Genomic DNA, 16,652 nt, shown 5'->3' on the forward strand with positions numbered 1-16,652 from the left:
GCGGCAGGACAAACGCCATGCGCACCCTTCTCGTCGTCGGCATCGGCGCCGGCAATCCCGAGCACATGACGGTCCAGGCCATCAACGGCCTGAACCGCGCCGACGTGCTGTTCATTCCCGACAAGGGCGAGGCCAAAAGCGAACTCGCGGGCCTGCGCCGCGAAATCTGCGACCGCTTCGTCACCAACCCTAAATCGCGCCGGGTGGAGTTCGAGGTGCCGGTGCGCGCCGAGCCCGCCGCCTCCTACCGCGCCACGGTGGACGACTGGCACGAGGCGATCGCCGGCATCTACGAGGCTCTGATCCGCGACGAACTGGCCGAAGACGGCTGCGGCGCCTTCCTGATCTGGGGCGACCCATGCCTCTACGACAGCGCGCTGCGCATCCTGGAGCGGGTGCAGGCAAGGGGCAATGTCGAATTCGCGCTGGAGGTCATTCCCGGCATCACCTCCGTCCAGGCGCTCGCCGCCGGCCACCGGTTGGCGCTGAACCGCATCGGAGACGCCTTCCTCGTCACCACCGGCCGCCGGCTGGCGCAGGAAGGCATGCCCGACGATGCCGGCACGGCGATCGTCATGCTGGACGGCAAATGCGCCTTCCGCACGCTTGCCGACAAGGACCTCTCCATCTTCTGGGGCGCCTATCTCGGCACCCCGGACGAGGTCCTCGTCTGCGGCCGGCTCGGCGACGTGGAGGACGAGATCGTGCGGCTGCGCGACGAGGCCCGCCGCCGCAAGGGCTGGATCATGGACACCTACCTGCTGCGCAGGCCCGGCGAGCCGCAGGAGTAGCGCTATGCCCTGGCGCTATCCCGCGTCGATCTCGGCCTGCAGCGCCTCCATATGCGCGGCGGCCGCGGAGGCGGCGGCTCGCTCGATGGCGCGGTAGCGGCTGACCACGGCCAGCCCCACCTGGGTGAGCTGCGCGCCGCCGCCCTTGCGGCCGCCCGTCTGGGCCGCCACCAGCGGCTTGCCGAACACGCGGTTCATGTCCTCCACCAGGTCCCAGGCATGCTTGTAGGACATCTCCATGCCGCGCGCGGCGGCCGAGATGGAGCCGAAGGCGGCGATCTGCTCCAGAAGTTCGATCTTGCCGGGGCCGATTCGCCCGTCCGGGTCGAGGTTTATGCGCAGGCTCAGCGACGGCATCGTTTCCTCCGTGACGCTCACGACAATAGCGCGACACCGGGTCAAGCGCTATTACGAATCGAAATAACGCTTGCCGCCGCACCGCGCTAGAGATGCACCTCGCCGCGCGGCGCGCCGGCAAGGCCGGCGCCGAGATTGGCGTCGCCGAAGCTCACCGTCTTGACGACGGCGAACACCTCCAGCCCCGGCCGCAGCCCGAGCGCCAGGCATGACTGCCCGGTGATGCGCGCCAGCACCGGCACGCCGTTGCAGTCGATGCGCACGCCTACCGTCGCTCCCTCGCCCGGATCGAGCGCCGTCACCCTTCCCGCCAGCACGTTCAGCGCCGAAAGCCCCTGCGGCCGCTGCGTGGCCACCATGACGTCGCGGGCGCGGATGCGCAGGCGCACCGCCGCGCCGGCGGCGAGATCGAGGCGCGGCACGCGGATCTCGCCGGCCGGCGAGGTCAGGACCGTCATGCCGAAACGCTCGTCATGATGCGCCACTGCCGTCTCCAGCAGGGCGCCGCCCTCGCCGCGCTCGTCGGCGGGCAGGATGTCGAGCCGCTGCATGATCTCGGCAGTCGGCCCGAAGGCGCTCACCCGGCCGCCGGCAAGCACGGCGACGTCGCTGGCCAGCCGCGCCACCTCGGCCACCGAATGGCTGACATAGACTATCGGGATCTTCGTCTCGTCGCGCAGGCGCTCGATATAGGGCAGGATCTCGGCCTTGCGCGCGTCGTCCAGCGCCGCCAACGGCTCGTCCATCAAGAGCAGCCTGGGGCTGGCCAGCAGCGCGCGCCCGATCGCCACGCGCTGCTTCTCGCCGCCGGAAAGATGCGACGGCCGCCGCTCCAGCAGGTGCCCGATGCCGAGCAGGTCCACCACCGCGTCCGTCTTGGCGTAGCGCTCGGCCGGCGGCGTAAACCAGCGGCCGTAGCGCAGATTGTGCGCCACGCTCATATGCGGGAACAGCCGCGCATCCTGGAACACCATGCCGATGCGGCGCTTGTGAACGGGCACGAAGACGCCCTTTTCGGTGTCGACCAGCACGCGCCCGTCCACCTCCACCCGTCCCTTCAGCGGTCGGACGAGCCCGGCGATGATGTTGATGAGCGAGGTCTTGCCGGAACCGGACGGCCCGAACAGCGCCGTCAGCCGGCCGGCGCTGTCGAAGCGCGCCTCCAGCGCAAAGGCGCCCAGCCGGTGGCCGATGTCGACGCAGACCGTCATTCGAGATCGAGCCTGCGGCCGACGCGCCGGGCCAACACCTCCGACACCACCAGCGCCCCCATCGAGATGATGATGGAGATGATGGTGAGCCGCAGCGCCCCCTCGTCCCCGCCCGGCACCTGCGTGAAGGTGTAGATCGCCGACGGCAGGGTCTGGGTCTCGCCCGGTATGTTGGACACGAAGGTGATGGTGGCGCCGAACTCGCCCATCGCCTTGGCGAAGGACAGGATCATGCCGGCGATGATGCCGGGCATGATGAGCGGCAGCGTGACGGTGGCGAAGATCCAGGCGAAATTGGCCCCGAGCGTGCCCGCCGCCGCCTCCAGCTTGCGGTCCACCGCCTCGATCGACAGGCGGATCGCCCGGACCATCAGCGGAAAACCCATGACCGCGCAGGCCAGCGCCGCACCCGTCCAGCGGAAGGAGAAGACGATGCCGAAATGCTCGGCGAGGAACGCCCCTGCCGGCCCGCGCCGACCGAAGCTGAGCAGCAGCAGATAGCCGGTGACCACCGGCGGCAGCACCAGCGGCAGGTGCACCACGCCGTTGAGCAGCGTCTTGCCCCAGAACCGGCCGCGCGCCAGAAGCAGCGCGATCAGGATGCCGGGCGGCAGGCTTGCCACCATCGCCACCGCGGCCACCTTAATCGACAGCCGGACCGCATTCCATTCGTCGGGCGTGAGGTCCGTGAGCCAGTTCATATCCCGATGTCGGATCGATCCTTCAAAGAAGGATTACTTCGAGCCACCGAGCACCGTAAAGCCCTGCTCCTCGTAGATCGGCTTGGCCTTGTCGGATTCGATGCATTTCAGCCAGGCGCCCGTCTCGGCATCCTTGGACTCGGTCGTCTGGGCCACCGGATAGACGATCGGCGGGTGCGAATCGGCGGGGAAAGTGCCGATCACCTTCACGCCGGGCTCGGCCACCGCATCGGTCGCATAGACGATGCCGGCTGCCGCCTCGCCGGCGGCGACCAGCTTGAGCGCCGCGCGCACGTTCTCGGCCTGCGCCACCTTGCCCTCGACGGAAGGCCAGATGTCCAGCGATTCCAGCGCCGCCTTGCCGTATTTGCCGGCCGGCACCGACTTCACCTCGCCCATGGCCAGCTTGCCGTCGCCGATCAGGGCGGCGAGATCGAAGCCCTTCTCGATCTTGGCTTCCGCCGTCGAATCCTTCGGCGCCACCAGCACGATCTTGTTGCCGAGCAGTTGCACCTCGGTGTCGGGCTTCACCAGGTTCTTGTCGTGCAGATATTTCATCCAGTCGAGATCGGCAGAGATGAACACGTCTGCCGGCGCGCCCTCCTCGATCTGCTTTGCCAGGGCCGAGCTTGCCGCGTAGGAGATCGTCGCCTCCTCGCCCACTTCGGCTGCGCAGACCTTGTTCACCGCATCCAGCGCGTTCTTCATGCTGGCGGCTGCGAACACGGTCACCTTGCCCTCGTCGGCATGGGCCGCCGGAAACCCGGCCGCAAACGCCAATGCCAGGCCGCCGCAAGCCGCCAGTCCCCTTGCCCCGAAAATCGCTCGCATCAACATCCAAACTCTCCCATGTCTGTCGGCCGCTGAAAATCGTCCGGTCCAAAACCTCGAAGCGATATATCCATACGAATATAACAAAGGGAAGCCTCTTCGGATTTTTTCTCGTCAAGGCGGATTGTGCCGGCACGACAGAAGCGCATACGATCGCCGGTGCGGCACGGCAGCAAGCAAGGAGCTTTCCATGAAGATCAGCGCGCGCAACACGCTCAGGGGAAAGATCATCGACATCGTCAAGGGCGCCACGACCTCGCATGTCAGGATCGAGGTCGGCGGCGGTGCCGTGGTCACGGCCTCGATCACCAACGAGGCGGTGGACGAGTTGAAGCTGACGGTCGGCAAAGAGGCCTATGCGGTCGTCAAGGCATCCGACGTGATGGTGGGCGTGGACTGACCATCCGCCCATGGTACGCGAGAACGAGATAAGGCGGGGCGAGATCGCCGTGGCGGCGCCGCCGCCGGACGATGCGGGCCTGGTGTTCATCGGCGTGATCCACACGCCCTGGACCTCGCGCCTGATGACGCCCCGCATGGGGCGCGCCGACGGTCCGCTGTGTCGCATCGAAGTCCATGAGCCGTGGCGCGAGGCGCTCTCGGGCGTGGAGCAGTTCGAGCGGCTGGAAGTGCTCTACTGGCTGCACCTGTCGCGGCGCGACCTCGTCCGGCAGAGCCCGGCCGATGACGGCTCGACGCGCGGCACCTTCGCCCTGCGCTCGCCGGCGCGCCCGAACCCCATCGGCACGACGATCGCCACGCTGGTGGGCGTGCAGGGCCCGACGCTGCTGGTGCGCGGCATGGACTGCCTCGACGGCACGCCGCTGCTCGACATCAAGCCGGACCGGACGCTGTTCCGGCCGATCGCCCCGCCGCAGCCGGGCGATTTCGAGACGGGTTAGGGCGTTTCCGCTTTTCTCCGAATCGGCAGAACGCTCCGCCTTGTTGTTCTTGCGCAATTCCGGACGGAAAACCGGTTCCCACTTTTCCTGGAATTGCCCTAAACCGCGATCGGCGCCTTGATGCTGGCGTCGGCCAAGTAGTTCTCCAGCCGGAAATCCCCGAAGCGGAAGGAAAACAGATCCTTCACCTCCGGGTTGAGCCACATGATCGGCAACGCCTTGGGCGTGCGGGAAAGCTGCTCGCGCGCCTGCTCGAAATGGTTCGAGTAGAGATGCGCGTCGCCCAGCGTGTGGATGAACTCGCCCGCCTTCAGCCCGCTCACCTGCGCCACCATCATGGTCAGCAGCGCATAGGAGGCGATGTTGAACGGCACGCCGAGGAAGACGTCGGCCGAGCGCTGGTATAGCTGGCACGACAGCCGACCCTGCGAGACATAGAATTGGAACAGGCAATGGCACGGCGGCAGCGCCATGTCTTCGACCTCGGCCGGGTTCCATGCCGAGACGATGAGGCGGCGCGACTGCGGGTTTTCACGGATTTCCCGGAGCAGCCAGGCGATCTGGTCGATATGCCTGCCGTCGGGTGCCGGCCAGGAGCGCCACTGCTTGCCGTAGACGGGGCCCAGATCGCCGTTTTCGTCGGCCCACTCGTCCCAGATGGTGACGCCGTTGTCGTTGAGGTACTTGATGTTGGTGTCGCCGGCCAGGAACCACAGAAGCTCGTGGATGATCGACTTCAGATGCAGCTTCTTCGTCGTGGTGACCGGAAAGCCGTCGGCCAGGTCGAAACGCATCTGGTAGCCGAACACCGAGCGCGTGCCGGTGCCGGTACGGTCGCCGCGGTCGGCTCCGGTTTCCAGCACATGGCGCAGAAGATCGAGATATTGACGCATCGGCTTCGCTTCGATTCGAGGTTGCCCCCGATCATAGCCGAACGACAGCGCGCCGAACACACGGCGCGCCACACTTTCCACTCTCGCGCCGGCGTGCCGTCAGGCCCGAACCGGCGCGGCAAGCGAAGGGGTCAGATGGACTGGAGCTTGCCCAGTTCCTTGGCGACCAGATAGTAGAAGGTCACGCGGCCCTTGGACCTGTCGTCGGCCATGGCCTTGGCGACCTTGGCGACGGCTGCCTCCGCGGCGGCGGCATCCACGCCGAGCTTCTTGACGCCCCAACTGTCGCGCACGCGGTCGAGTTCCTTCTGGTCGCTCGCCGCCACCAGCGAGGAATCGCGGTTGCGCAGGGCGATGCCCAGATGCTTCACGATCTTGTCCACCACGGCCGCGTCGGCCGCGGCATCATATTTCTTCACGTCTGCCAGATAGTCGGTCATCACAAATCCCCTCGTCGGAGTCGATCACATGGCAAGGCCGAAGCACGCCGCCGCAACCCGTGCGATAGACCGGATTCTCCTTACCGATGCGAGATTTGATTGACAGCGCCTCCGAGTCAACCCTTCGCGGCACTGCTCGACGACGAGGACAACCTTCACTGCGCTCTTCCATTCCGCGCCGGCCACCCCTATATTCGGGTCGTCGGCTCGACCGACTATGGCGATAAACAGGCGATGAAATAAGCCGTTCGGACCCGGGGGCGGTACCCGGCGCCTCCACCAAGAGCCGCTGCGAGGCAAGCGGCTGTTGCTGGGGGCGAAACAGGATCGACGAAGGTGTAAAGATCGTGCTTTTGCCCGGCATTGTACCACCGTTATCGGGCTAAACTTATAGTTGCCAACGACAACTATGCTGAGGCACGTCTCGCTGCTTAATGCGGTGCGACAGTCTCGAATCAAGCCCTAGGGGTTAGCACCTCTAGGCGGGGTTCGGAGGTACCTGGCAACAGAAACCTCCACTTTCCCTCTCCCCTCCCAGCCCTCCCATCTCCGTCTTCCGCTGCCGTGCCGCGATGTCTTCGTCGCGCGACCGGCTGCGCCGATTTTTCTACCATCTCCACCGTTTCCCCATTTCCACCGTTTCAAGGAATATCGGATGGATGCCGAACGCTTTTTTGTCATCACCGGCGGTCCCGGCTCGGGCAAGTCGACGCTGATCGATGTGCTACGGGCCCGCGACTTCTCCACCGCCCCGGAGGCCGGGCGCGGCATCATACGCGCCCAGCGGGACGTGGACGGCCCTGCCCTGCCGTGGCGCGACCCTGCCCTGTTCGCCGAACTGATGCTGTCCTGGGAAATGCGCTCGCATGCGGCGGCACGGGAAGCGCCGGGGCCGGTGTTCTTCGACCGCGGCGTTCCCGATACCGTCGGTTACCTGCGCCTTGTCGGCCTGCCGGTGCCGCCCCATGTGATGCGCGCGGCCGAGACCGTGCGCTACAACCGGCGCGTGTTCCTCGCGCCGTTCTGGCCGCAGATCTTCCGGCAGGACGCCGAGCGCAGGCAAACGGCGCAGGAAGCCGAGCGCACCTGCGCCGTCATGGCCGACGTCTATGCCGAACTTGGCTACGAGCCGGTGCCCCTTCCCCGTGTGCCGGCGGAGGAACGGCTGCGCTTCATCCTGTCCAGCGTCGGGCTGTAGTCCCGGCCCGCGGGAGGTGCTCTCACTCCGCTGGCGCTTCCGCCAGGCGCGCGGCCCGCCGCCGGCTCAGCGTCATCTGCGCGAGCACGAAGGAGATCACCGCACAGATGGCGATGCCCGCCACCATCGGCAGCGGCGTGCCGTCGAAGAACAGCCCCGAAACGGCCATGGCCAGCGCCCCGATGGCGAGCTGCAGCGTTCCCATCAGTGCCGAGGCCGTGCCGGCGATCGCGCCATGGTCGTCCATGGCCAGCACCGAGGTGGAGGGCACGACCAGCCCGACAAAGCCGTAGCCGACGAAGAGCAGCGCGGCCAGCACCCACAGCCCCCCGGCGCCGGCGGCGGTGACCGCCAGCAGCAAGAGCATGGTCGCGGCATAGCCGCCCACCGCCACGCGCACCACGCGCTTCAGGCCGAACCGGCGGGCGAGCAGCCCCGTGGCCTGCGCCATCGCGAAGAAGGACACCGCGTTGATGGAGAAGAAGGCGCTGTAGGCCTTGGGCGACAGGCCGAAATGATCGATCAGCACGAAGGACGAATTGGACAGGTAGACGAAGAAGGAGGAAATGGCGAAGCCGCCGATGGCGGTCAGGCCGAGGAAGTTGCGGTCGCCCAACAGGAAACGGTAGCCGGCGAGCGCCGAGCGCAGCGAACTGCCGGCGCGCAGCTCGGCCGGGCGCGTCTCGCCGAGCGAGGTGGCCAGCAGGATCACCGCGATCAGCGCGGCCAGCGTCACCGCCCAGAACACGCCGCGCCAGCCGAAGGCCTCGATGATGAAGGAGCCGGTCAGCGGCGCCAGGATCGGCGAGACGGAAAACACCAGCATCAGCAACGACATCAGCCGCGCGGCCTCCACGCCGGTATGCAGGTCGCGCACCACCGCGCGCGGCACCACCATGCCGGCGCAGGCGCCCAGCCCCTGCACGAAGCGGAAGCCGATCAGCCATTCTGCCGTGGGCGACAGCGCCGCGCCCACGCCGCCGATCATGAACAGGACGAGGCCGAAATAGAGCGGCTTCTTGCGGCCCACCATGTCCGAGATCGGCCCGACGACGATCTGGCCGGAGGCCGTCGCCAGGAAGAAGATCAGCAGGCTCATCTGCACGGCCGCCGTGCTCGCGCCCAGATCGGCCCCGATCGTCGGCAGCGCCGGCAGATACATGTCGATGGCGAAGGGGCCGATGGCCGACAAAAGGCCGAGCACGACCGCGATGCGGTAGAAATTGGCAGACATGATTGGCTCTCTCGCGTTGGCCGCCGCCGGGGAGGAACGGCATGGCCCCAGGACGTCCCGCATGCCGCAAGTCCGACTCGACGGCACCGCAATTCCTGTATTGCACACCCAATTTTTTAGACAGCATTGTCCAATTCGTCAACCAGTGCTATATAGATTTTTCATGAAGGCCACCGCTTCTGCTGACACCCTCCCGCCACGCGGGCACAATGCCAAACGCACCTCCATCGTCGAGGCCGCGGCGGCGGTGTTCTGCCGGGAGGGTTTTGCCGGCGCCAATATCGACCTGATCGCCGCCGAGGCGGGCGTGTCGCGCCAGACCGTATACAACCACCATGGCGACAAGGAAAAGCTGTTCGCCGCCGTGGTGCGGGACCTGACCGAGCGCTCCAACGCCGGCGTGTTTGCCACGCTCGGCACTTTTCCCGACCGCCCCGCGGACCTGGAAGCGGAGTTGACGGCCTTTGCCGTCAGGCTGAACCGCAACTGCATCTGCAACCGCGAGGGAAAGTTCCTGCGCAAGCTGATCCAGGCCGAAAGCGAGCGCTGCCCGGGCCTGTTCGCCGACTGGCGCGAGCAGGGTCCGGGCCGCACCCTGTCGGCGCTTGCCGCCCGTTTCGCCCGGCTGGCTCATGCCGGTCTGGTGACGCTCGACGATCCCGACCTCGCTGCCCGCCAGTTCCTGGCGCTGATCGGCGCCGACCTGCAACTCACCTTCCTGCTTGGCGGCACCCCCTCGGAGGACGAGGTCGTGCGGGCCTCGGCCAACGGCGTGCGCAGTTTCCTGCGTGCTTTCGCCCGCCGGCCGGCCCGCAGCGACCGGGCCGCCGTTCCTTCCTGACCGGCCGGGCCTGACGGGCCGGGTCATCAAAATTCGGGGTCTGGCCCTCGCCGCGGCAATGCGGCCATCTATATCCGGTTTACGAGCCCGCCAAGCTTCATTACAGCTATCACCACGATTCAGAGGAACCCCGCGCCACATGGCCGACGACCACATCCGCTACGACATTCTGGCCCAGGAGGCCCTGCGCGGCGTCATGCGCAAGGTGCTGGCCGAGGTCGCGCGCACCGGCCTGCCGGGCAACCACCACTTCTTCATCACCTTTTTGACCGGCGCCCCGGGCGTGCGCATTTCCAGCCGCCTGCGCGAGCGCTATCCCGAACAGATGACCATCGTCATCCAGTTCCAGTATTGGGACCTGAAGGTGACGGAAACAGGCTTCGAGATCGGCCTGTCCTTCTCCGACATTCCCGAGAAGCTGGAGATTCCCTTCTCCGCTGTGCGCGGCTTCTACGACCCGTCGGTGAATTTCGAACTGGAATTCGACGTGCGCACCGAACTGGCGGACGAGGAAGCGCCGGTTGCCGAGCAGCAGCCGGTCGTGCCCGTGCCGGAGAAAAAGGCGGAGGGCCGCAGCAAGACCGGCAAGACCGCCGGCGTCGAAGCCGAACCGGCCGGCGGCAAGGGCGCCGACGTCGTTTCGCTCGACGCCTTCCGCAAGAAATAAGCGCCGCGGCCGCCGTCATGGCCGAGATCGTCAACCTGCGCCTGGCCCGCAAGCAAAGGCAGCGCGCCGACAAGGAACGCGCGGCCGACCAGAACCGAATCATCCACGGCCGTCCCAAGGCCGAGCGCGAACATGACCGTCTCGTCACCGACAAGGCCGGCCGCTTTCTCGACGGGCACCGCAGGCGAGACGCCGGCAAGCCGGACGACGACCCGGAATGAGCCTGGTCCGCAAGCGCTCGGTCAGCATCCGCGGCCACCGCACCTCCTACTCGCTCGAGCAGCCTTTTTACGACGTCCTGGCCGCCGTCGCGGCGGCCCGCGCCATGCCGCTCGCCGCGCTGATCGCCGAGATCGACGAAACGCGCCCGCGCGAGGCGAACTTGTCGTCGGCGCTGCGTCTTTTCGTGCTGGACTGGGTGCAGCGCCGCGGCCGCGAGACCTGACGGCGCCCAGGGTCAGAGCCTTCCAAGGCTGCACGGAGATTCCGGAAGGGATCGTCACGCTCTACAGCGACTTGAGCAGTTCCTCGATCGAGAACGGCTCCAGCGCGGGCTTCTGCGGGGCCGGCGGCGGCGGAAAGACCGGCTCGGCCGGTGGCGGTAGAGCGCGGTCGGCCGGCACGGGAGCCTCGCTTGCCGGCGGCAGGGGCACCCGCTCGATCGCCTTCTTCCTGGCCTGCTCGGCCGCCTTGCGCTCGGCCTCCTGCCGGGCCTTCTCCTGCGCCGCCTGCTGTTCGGCTGCGCGGCGCGCGTCTTCCTCGGCCTGCGCCTTCTGTGCCGCTTCCGCCTCCGCCTTCGCCCGTTCGGCCGCCTCGGCCTCGGCTGCGGCGGCCCGCGCCCGCTCCTCCTCCAGCCGGCGCCGTTCGGCGTCCGCCTTGTCGCGCGCGGCCTGCAGGGCTTCGTAATAGCGCACCTCGCGCCGCAGCCGCTGCTTTTCGAGCAGGGCCGCCTGCATGTCCTCCACCCGCTGCTGCTCCTTCTCCAGCGCGCGCTGCGTCAGGAATTGCGCCAGCGGCGCGGCATCGAAGCTGCGCGTCGGCGCGCCGAGCGGCCCTTGCAGGGAAAAATTCAGCGTCGGCTCCGAACCCACCAGCGCCTCGTCGCCGGGCTTGTAGGCGACCGTGCCCTGGCCCGAGACGGAAAGCGTGGCGAAATTGGCCGAAATGTCGGCCGACAGCGACGCCGCCGGGTTTTCCAGCCGGATCTGTGACGCCCGCAGCGTGCCGCCGGCCACGGTGAAGGCCACGTCCGTGTCGCCGGCCGCGAAACTGCCCGAGGCGGCGATGCGCGGCGCGAAGGCGGCAACGGCGGCGGCATCGATGTCGCGGCCGATCCTGTCGGCGTCGGCGATGAAGGCGGGGAAGGCGGCGGCGTCGAGATGGTCGACGACGAGCCCCTTCACCGCGGCGGTGCCCGACCCCGACAGCGCCGCCATCATCCCGTCGACGGACTTGCCGCTGGTGGACAGCGCGGCCGAAAGCTCGCTGGTCCCGGCCAGCCCCGACTGGGGCAGCAGGGTCGCCAGGTCGACCCCGGACAGCGTCATCTGCCCGGAAAAGAGCCCGGTTCCGGCGCTGTTCTTCAGCTCGAACAGTCCGGCCAGCGCCCCGCCGAGGAGCCTGGCCTTGAGGTCGGAGACCCGCAGGCCCTCCGCATCGAGCTTCATCGCCAAAGAGGCGTCGTAGGCCGTGGCGAAATGGCCGGCGGAGAGCGCGGCCACGCTCAGGTCCAGTTCGGCGCTGAACGGGGCGCTCGGGCCTTGCGCGAAGGGCACGGTGGGCCAGCTTCCGTCCTCCGCGCCGGCCAGCGCGGGGCTGCCCAGCAGCATCGTTGCCAGCGGGCCGAGATCCAGTTCGTCCAGCACCAGCGCGCCGGAAAGATGCGGCTGCCCGTCCTTGACCTCGACATTGACGTCGCCGGAAACGGCCTGCTCGTTGACCGCGCCGTCGAGGCCGGAAAGCACCAGCAGGCCGTTTCCATAGTCGGCGTCTGCCTTGAGGGCGAGCGAGGCCCCGGTGCCCATGCCCGGCAGCGCCGTGCCCGTGGTCATCAGCCAGGGCTCGATGTCGGCGGCTTCCAGGTCGAGCCGGCCCCGGGCCGTCGGCCCCTGCCCCGCATCGGCCACCGTGCCGTCGAAGGCAAAGCGCATGTCGGTGCCGGCAAGGCTGAAGGTGGTGGCAAGGCCGCCGGCGAGCGTTCCCCTGGCCGAGAGTTCGGTGCTCGCCTCGCCGACCAGGCCGAGCGGCAGGGTCGGCAGGCCGCACAGCGCCAGCAGCGCGGCGGCATCGGGGTTTTTCGCGTTGAAGGTCGCGGTCAGCGGCGCCTGCTCAAGCGCATCCGGCCGGCCGTGGCCCGACAGCGTGGCCGAGAAGGCCGAGCCGCCGGCGCTGCCCTGCGCGGAAAGCGCCAGCCCCGTGGTGCCGTCGCCATTGTCGGCGGCGCTCGCCACCAGGTCGATCCGGGCGTCCTGCAGCAGATCGGGATAGGCCTTCGCGCGGGCCGCCAGCCCTCGCAGCACGGCGCTGTCCGGATAGCGGGCGGCAGCCGTCGCCACCAGCGGGGCAAGATCGACCGCCACCACCGAGGCATCGAGGTTGCCCGTCGGGCTCGCCGGAAAATCCTTGACGCGCCCGGTGGCGCTGATGGAGGCGCCGGCCAGCCCGCCGAGCGAAAGCCGGTCGATCTCCAGCAGGCCCTGCCGCAGCCTCAGCGCCGTGTCCAGCGTGTCGGCGGACAAACCCCAGGCGTCCACCGGCCCCGCCTTGATCTCGAAATCGAGGTCGCGGTCGCCGAACCGGTTGGCGCCCTTTTCGGACACGAAGATCGACGCGAACGCCGCCAGCCCCTCCACGTCGAGCGCCCCGCCGTCCAGCGCCATCGCCACGGAAGGCCGGGCATTGGCCGGCTCGGCGGCGTCGATGCGGCCGGTGAACTTGGCCTTGCCGAGGATCAGCTCCAGATTGCGGAAGCTTTGCCGGTCGTCGGACATCTCCACGTCGGCCTTGAAGCCGGCGGCGGGCAGGTGGCGCACCGCCTCGTCCACGTCGCGGGCCAGCCATGCCGCAAAGCCCGAAGGCTGGCCGACGGCCACAAGCAGCGAACCGGAAAAGCCGAGGCTGCCCTGCGTGCGCAGCAGCCCGTCCGCCTCCAGCGTCGTGCGGCCGGGCAGCGTGGCGGCGAAGGACTTCACCTGCCAGCCCTCGCGCGCCGGCTCGGCCGAAAGATGCACGTCGCGGATGGTGGTGTCCCCGGCCACCACCGCCGGCAGCCGCACCTCCACCGTACCCGGCATTGCCGGCCTGGGCAGCGCCGCCAATGCCTTCTCCAGCGCCGCCACGCGCTGCGACAGCGTCAGCGCCGCGCCGGCCTCCCCTCCCACGGCCTCGTCGAAGCGCACCTGGGCGCCGCTCGCCTCGATGGAGAAATGCGGCCGGGCGCCGAGGGCGACCGATGCCTTCCCGTCGGCCGTATAAGGATTGTCGAGCGGCCCCGTCTCGAAGCGGAACTCCTCGACGGCAAGCTGCCGGTGATCGAGCCGGAATTTGCCGTTCAGCCGGTATCCCGGCTCGGCAGCGGCACCCGGCTTTGCGGCCTCTGCGCCGGCCGCACGCGGCGGCGCGCCGTTCCGCTCGTCGCCGAAGAGCTTGAACTGGCCCGAATAGCTCGCCACGCCCTTGTCCAGCGCCGCGGTGCCGTCGGCCTCGATGCTCAGCGGATAGGCCTCCGGATCGAGCTTGATCCTGAGCCCGATGCCGCCCTTGCCGTCGGCCTTGGCCGTGGAGGCGGCGACGCGGGCGGCCGACCCGTCGAACAGCAGCGAGCCGTCCATCCGCCACGGTCCCTCCAGCGACCGCGCCGAAACCACGGCATCTATCGCCGAGACCAGATGGTCGCGCCCGCCGGCCGCATGCCGCAGCAGCACCTCGCCTTCGGTGATCGTCAGTTTCTCGATCGACACCTGGGCCGGATCGAAGGGCGAGGAAGGCCGCACCGCCCAATTCATCGTGCCGTCTGCGGCGATGTCCATCACCGCCTTGGGCCGCACCAGCCGCATGTCGAAGATCAGCACCTCGCCGCGCAGGAAAGGCGCCAGCTCGGCGTCCATGGAGAAGGTCTCGACCGTCATGGCCGGCTCGCCGCCGGGGCCGCCGGCAACGGAGACGTCGCTGAAGGTCACCGAGGGAAACGGCAGCAGCCGCGCCCGCGCCTCGCCGCGCACCGTCACCTTGCGGCCGAGGATGGCGCTCGCCTCGCGCTCGAAATCGGAACGGTAGCCGGTCCAGTCGACAAAAGGCGGCACCACCAGCGCCGCGAGCAGCACCAGCACGAAAAGACCGCCGAAGATCACGAACAGGCGAGTGAGCATCACCCCACGCGGGTTACCGGAATGTGGCCGCACTCTACCCGGTTCGACGGGCCGTTAAAGGGGCAATCCGCCGGCGCCGCCGCTTAGTCGTGGACACCGTCGGGAAAAGCGGCCGCCGGGCGTTCAGCGGGCGTCGCGTTTTGCCTGCGCCACCTGCGCGGCCTTGCGCTGCCGCCCCAGTTCCATCGGGCGGATGAGGTTCTTGGCACGCTTACTGGCCACGGGAGTCATGCCGTCATGCGCGGTGCGGGTGTTGAAGTCGGGGCCGGCTTTCGCCGCCACCGCCTTCATGCCCAGCGCCTTGCGCGCATTTTCCACCAGCGAAATCCTTGCCGCCAGTTGCCGGCGCCGTTCGCTCTCGGCGTTCAGGCGCCGCATGGCCATGGCCAGCACCGCCAGCTTGGTCTGCGAGCCGGCATCGGCGGCGGATGGCTTGCTCCCCTTCGGCGCGCCCTTGCCGCGCATTTCGCGTCGGCGGCGGCGGGCCTCCGTCTGCGCCTTGTCGCGCTGCTCGCGCACCAGCCTGACCAGCTTGGCAAGCTCGGCGTCCGAAAGCTCCTGCACGGCCGGGTGGTAGGATTTTTCCACATGCGCCCGCTCGTCGGCGCTCAGCGCCCTCGCTTCCTCCTTGCGTGAAATGGCCATGCTGTCCGTCTCCTGCTGCTGTCTTCAGCCGAGGCTCGGACGAAATGAAGGCGCGGTCAAGGCGCGTGCTGCTATCACTCCGCCGGCAGGATCTTTCCCGGATTGAGGATGTTCAGCGGGTCTAGCGCCTGCTTGATGGCACGCATGACGTCGACGCCATGGCCCAGTTCCTCGCGCAGGAAGCCGACCTTGCCCTGGCCGATGCCATGCTCGCCGGTGCAGGTGCCGCCCATGGCGATGGCCCGCCGGTTGAGCCGCGCCACGAACTTCTCCACCAGCGCGATTTCCCGGGGATCGTCGACGTCCATCAGCGCCAGCGTATGGAAATTGCCGTCGCCGGCATGGCCGACGATCGGCGCGATCAGCCCCATCTCCTCGATGTCGGCCTCCGTCTCGGCCACGCATTCGGCCAGCCGCGAGATCGGCACGCAAACGTCGGTCGAAAGACCCTTGGCGCCCGGCCGCAACGTCAGCGAGGCCCAGTAGGCGTCGTGCCGGGCCTTCCACAGCTTTGCGCGTTCCTCGGCAACCGCCGTCCACAGGAACGGCCCGCCGCCCTCTTCCTCGGCGATCATGCCGAAGGTCTCCGCCTGCTCGGCCACGCCGGCGTCGGAGCCGTGGAATTCCAGGAACAGGCACGGGCTTTCGGGATAGTCGAGCTTGGAATAATTCTTCAGCGCCCGCATCTGCAGGGCGTTGACCAGTTCGATCCGGGCGACCGGTATGCCCATCTGGATCGTCGCGATCACCGCCCGCGAGGCGGCTTCCAGCGTCGGGAACGGGCACACCCCGCCCGAGATCGCCTGCGGTATGCCCTGCAGCTTCAGCGTGAGCGAGGTGATGATGCCGAGCGTGCCTTCCGAGCCGACCAGCAGCCGGGCGAGATCGTAGCCGGCCGAACTCTTGCGGGCGCGGCCGCCGGTCGTCAGCGCCTCGCCGTCGGCCATCACCGCCGTCAGCGACAGCACGTTCTCGCGCATGGTGCCGTAGCGCACGGCGTTAGTGCCGGAGGCCCGGGTGGCCGCCATGCCGCCCAGCGTCGCGTTCGCGCCCGGGTCGATGGGAAAGAACAGGCCGGTGTCACGCAGATGATGGTTCAGGTCCTCGCGCGTCACGCCCGGCTCCACCGTGCAGTCGAGATCCTCGGCGTTGACGGCGAGGATACGGTTCATGCGCGAAGTGTCGAGCGAGATGCCGCCGCCGGGCGCGTTGACATGCCCTTCCAGCGAGGAGCCGACGCCGAAGGCGATCACCGGCACGCGATGCGCGGCGCAGGCACGCACCACCTCCTGCACCTCGGCCGTCGATTCGGGGAAGACGACGCCGTCGGGTGCCTGCGTGGGAAGATATGTGGTGGTGTGGGCATGCTGCCCGCGCATCGCCTGCCCGGTCTGGAAGCGGTCCCCGAATCGCTGTTTGAGGATGCCCAGGACCGTGGCGATGCCCGCCTCGTTCCGTTCCACGCGCACAACGTCGCTCAGCGCCATGTTCTTCTCCGCGAATAGACCAGCGTGGTCGTTGTTCTGTATCTATCGATTGAAAGCGTAATCTGCCGCCTGCCCGGCTTTGTCCAG

Annotated in this window: 18 protein-coding genes and 1 other RNA gene; 9 read left to right on the plus strand and 10 right to left on the minus strand. The window is 68.3% G+C overall.

The window, feature by feature from the left end; translation table 11 throughout:
• The first annotated feature begins 17 nt into the window (after window positions 1-17).
• Entirely contained in the window at window positions 18-791 is a 774-nt protein-coding gene (gene cobF / locus ACTDI4_RS16215; RefSeq protein ID WP_442842121.1) for a precorrin-6A synthase (deacetylating), read from the plus strand.
• Window positions 792-806: 15 nt separating this feature from the next.
• Here the strand turns inward: cobF and ACTDI4_RS16220 are convergent, their stop codons facing one another.
• The 4 genes from ACTDI4_RS16220 to modA all read right to left on the minus strand — a co-directional run bounded on the left by ACTDI4_RS16220 (window position 807) and on the right by modA (window position 3,897).
• On the minus strand, window positions 807-1,148 hold the full coding sequence (locus tag ACTDI4_RS16220; protein ID WP_442842122.1) for a winged helix-turn-helix domain-containing protein: 342 nt from the start codon (window positions 1,146-1,148) through the stop codon (window positions 807-809).
• An 86-nt stretch (window positions 1,149-1,234) separates the two neighbouring features.
• The gene (gene modC / locus ACTDI4_RS16225) at window positions 1,235-2,359 is read right to left on the minus strand and encodes a molybdenum ABC transporter ATP-binding protein (RefSeq protein ID WP_442842123.1); all 1,125 of its coding nucleotides are present in this window, start codon (window positions 2,357-2,359) and stop codon (window positions 1,235-1,237) included.
• Window positions 2,356-3,060 carry a molybdate ABC transporter permease subunit gene (gene modB, locus ACTDI4_RS16230; protein ID WP_442842124.1) on the minus strand — a complete coding sequence of 235 codons (705 nt, stop codon included), beginning with the start codon at window positions 3,058-3,060 and terminating at the stop codon, window positions 2,356-2,358. The genes modC and modB overlap by 4 nt, the downstream gene beginning before the upstream one ends.
• A 33-nt stretch (window positions 3,061-3,093) precedes the next feature.
• Window positions 3,094-3,897, minus strand: coding sequence for a molybdate ABC transporter substrate-binding protein (gene modA / locus ACTDI4_RS16235; protein WP_442842125.1), 804 nt, complete (start codon window positions 3,895-3,897; stop codon window positions 3,094-3,096).
• A 184-nt stretch (window positions 3,898-4,081) separates the two neighbouring features.
• Between modA and ACTDI4_RS16240 the strand changes: the two genes are divergently transcribed.
• Together ACTDI4_RS16240 and tsaA are read left to right on the plus strand one after the other, a co-directional pair.
• Complete coding sequence (locus ACTDI4_RS16240; RefSeq protein WP_442842126.1) at window positions 4,082-4,291, plus strand: TOBE domain-containing protein; 210 nt, start codon at window positions 4,082-4,084, stop codon at window positions 4,289-4,291.
• Window positions 4,292-4,301: 10 nt separating this feature from the next.
• Window positions 4,302-4,793 carry a tRNA (N6-threonylcarbamoyladenosine(37)-N6)-methyltransferase TrmO gene (gene tsaA, locus ACTDI4_RS16245; RefSeq protein ID WP_442842127.1) on the plus strand — a complete coding sequence of 164 codons (492 nt, stop codon included), beginning with the start codon at window positions 4,302-4,304 and terminating at the stop codon, window positions 4,791-4,793.
• Between the two features lie 98 nt (window positions 4,794-4,891).
• On the opposite strand, the gene ACTDI4_RS16250 is transcribed toward tsaA, so the two are convergent.
• Together ACTDI4_RS16250 and ACTDI4_RS16255 are read right to left on the minus strand one after the other, a co-directional pair.
• Complete coding sequence (locus ACTDI4_RS16250; protein WP_442843379.1) at window positions 4,892-5,686, minus strand: thymidylate synthase; 795 nt, start codon at window positions 5,684-5,686, stop codon at window positions 4,892-4,894.
• A 131-nt stretch (window positions 5,687-5,817) separates the two neighbouring features.
• Window positions 5,818-6,126 carry a DUF2853 family protein gene (locus ACTDI4_RS16255; protein WP_442842128.1) on the minus strand — a complete coding sequence of 103 codons (309 nt, stop codon included), beginning with the start codon at window positions 6,124-6,126 and terminating at the stop codon, window positions 5,818-5,820.
• A 162-nt stretch (window positions 6,127-6,288) separates the two neighbouring features.
• Here ACTDI4_RS16255 and ssrA point away from each other — a divergent pair.
• Together ssrA and ACTDI4_RS16265 are read left to right on the plus strand one after the other, a co-directional pair.
• Window positions 6,289-6,646, plus strand: a transfer-messenger RNA (tmRNA) gene (gene ssrA, locus ACTDI4_RS16260).
• Window positions 6,647-6,781: 135 nt separating this feature from the next.
• Entirely contained in the window at window positions 6,782-7,324 is a 543-nt protein-coding gene (locus ACTDI4_RS16265; RefSeq protein WP_442842129.1) for an AAA family ATPase, read from the plus strand.
• A gap of 22 nt (window positions 7,325-7,346) precedes the next feature.
• On the opposite strand, the gene ACTDI4_RS16270 is transcribed toward ACTDI4_RS16265, so the two are convergent.
• On the minus strand, window positions 7,347-8,558 hold the full coding sequence (locus ACTDI4_RS16270; protein WP_442842130.1) for a multidrug effflux MFS transporter: 1,212 nt from the start codon (window positions 8,556-8,558) through the stop codon (window positions 7,347-7,349).
• Window positions 8,559-8,721: 163 nt separating this feature from the next.
• Between ACTDI4_RS16270 and ACTDI4_RS16275 the strand changes: the two genes are divergently transcribed.
• The 4 genes from ACTDI4_RS16275 to ACTDI4_RS16290 all read left to right on the plus strand — a co-directional run bounded on the left by ACTDI4_RS16275 (window position 8,722) and on the right by ACTDI4_RS16290 (window position 10,511).
• A complete protein-coding gene (locus tag ACTDI4_RS16275) occupies window positions 8,722-9,399 on the plus strand; it encodes a TetR/AcrR family transcriptional regulator (protein ID WP_442842131.1) in 678 nt (225 codons plus the stop codon).
• A 139-nt stretch (window positions 9,400-9,538) separates the two neighbouring features.
• Window positions 9,539-10,066: an SspB family protein gene (locus ACTDI4_RS16280; RefSeq protein ID WP_442842132.1), complete on the plus strand. Its 528-nt coding sequence runs from the start codon at window positions 9,539-9,541 to the stop codon at window positions 10,064-10,066.
• A 17-nt stretch (window positions 10,067-10,083) separates the two neighbouring features.
• Window positions 10,084-10,287: a DUF4169 family protein gene (locus ACTDI4_RS16285; protein WP_442842133.1), complete on the plus strand. Its 204-nt coding sequence runs from the start codon at window positions 10,084-10,086 to the stop codon at window positions 10,285-10,287.
• Window positions 10,284-10,511, plus strand: coding sequence for a ribbon-helix-helix domain-containing protein (locus ACTDI4_RS16290; RefSeq protein ID WP_442842134.1), 228 nt, complete (start codon window positions 10,284-10,286; stop codon window positions 10,509-10,511). Before ACTDI4_RS16285 ends, ACTDI4_RS16290 begins: the two co-directional genes overlap by 4 nt.
• 61 nt (window positions 10,512-10,572) lie before the next feature.
• Here the strand turns inward: ACTDI4_RS16290 and ACTDI4_RS16295 are convergent, their stop codons facing one another.
• The 3 genes from ACTDI4_RS16295 to ACTDI4_RS16305 all read right to left on the minus strand — a co-directional run bounded on the left by ACTDI4_RS16295 (window position 10,573) and on the right by ACTDI4_RS16305 (window position 16,565).
• The gene (locus ACTDI4_RS16295) at window positions 10,573-14,433 is read right to left on the minus strand and encodes an AsmA family protein (RefSeq protein ID WP_442842135.1); all 3,861 of its coding nucleotides are present in this window, start codon (window positions 14,431-14,433) and stop codon (window positions 10,573-10,575) included.
• A gap of 123 nt (window positions 14,434-14,556) precedes the next feature.
• Window positions 14,557-15,078, minus strand: a complete 522-nt coding sequence (locus ACTDI4_RS16300; protein WP_442842136.1) for a hypothetical protein — start codon at window positions 15,076-15,078, stop codon at window positions 14,557-14,559.
• Between the two features lie 74 nt (window positions 15,079-15,152).
• Window positions 15,153-16,565, minus strand: coding sequence for an FAD-binding oxidoreductase (locus ACTDI4_RS16305; RefSeq protein ID WP_442842137.1), 1,413 nt, complete (start codon window positions 16,563-16,565; stop codon window positions 15,153-15,155).
• Window positions 16,566-16,652 lie beyond the last annotated feature (87 nt).

This window comes from Mesorhizobium sp. PUT5 (assembly GCF_052216645.1).
Taxonomy (GTDB): Bacteria; Pseudomonadota; Alphaproteobacteria; order Rhizobiales; family Rhizobiaceae; genus Mesorhizobium.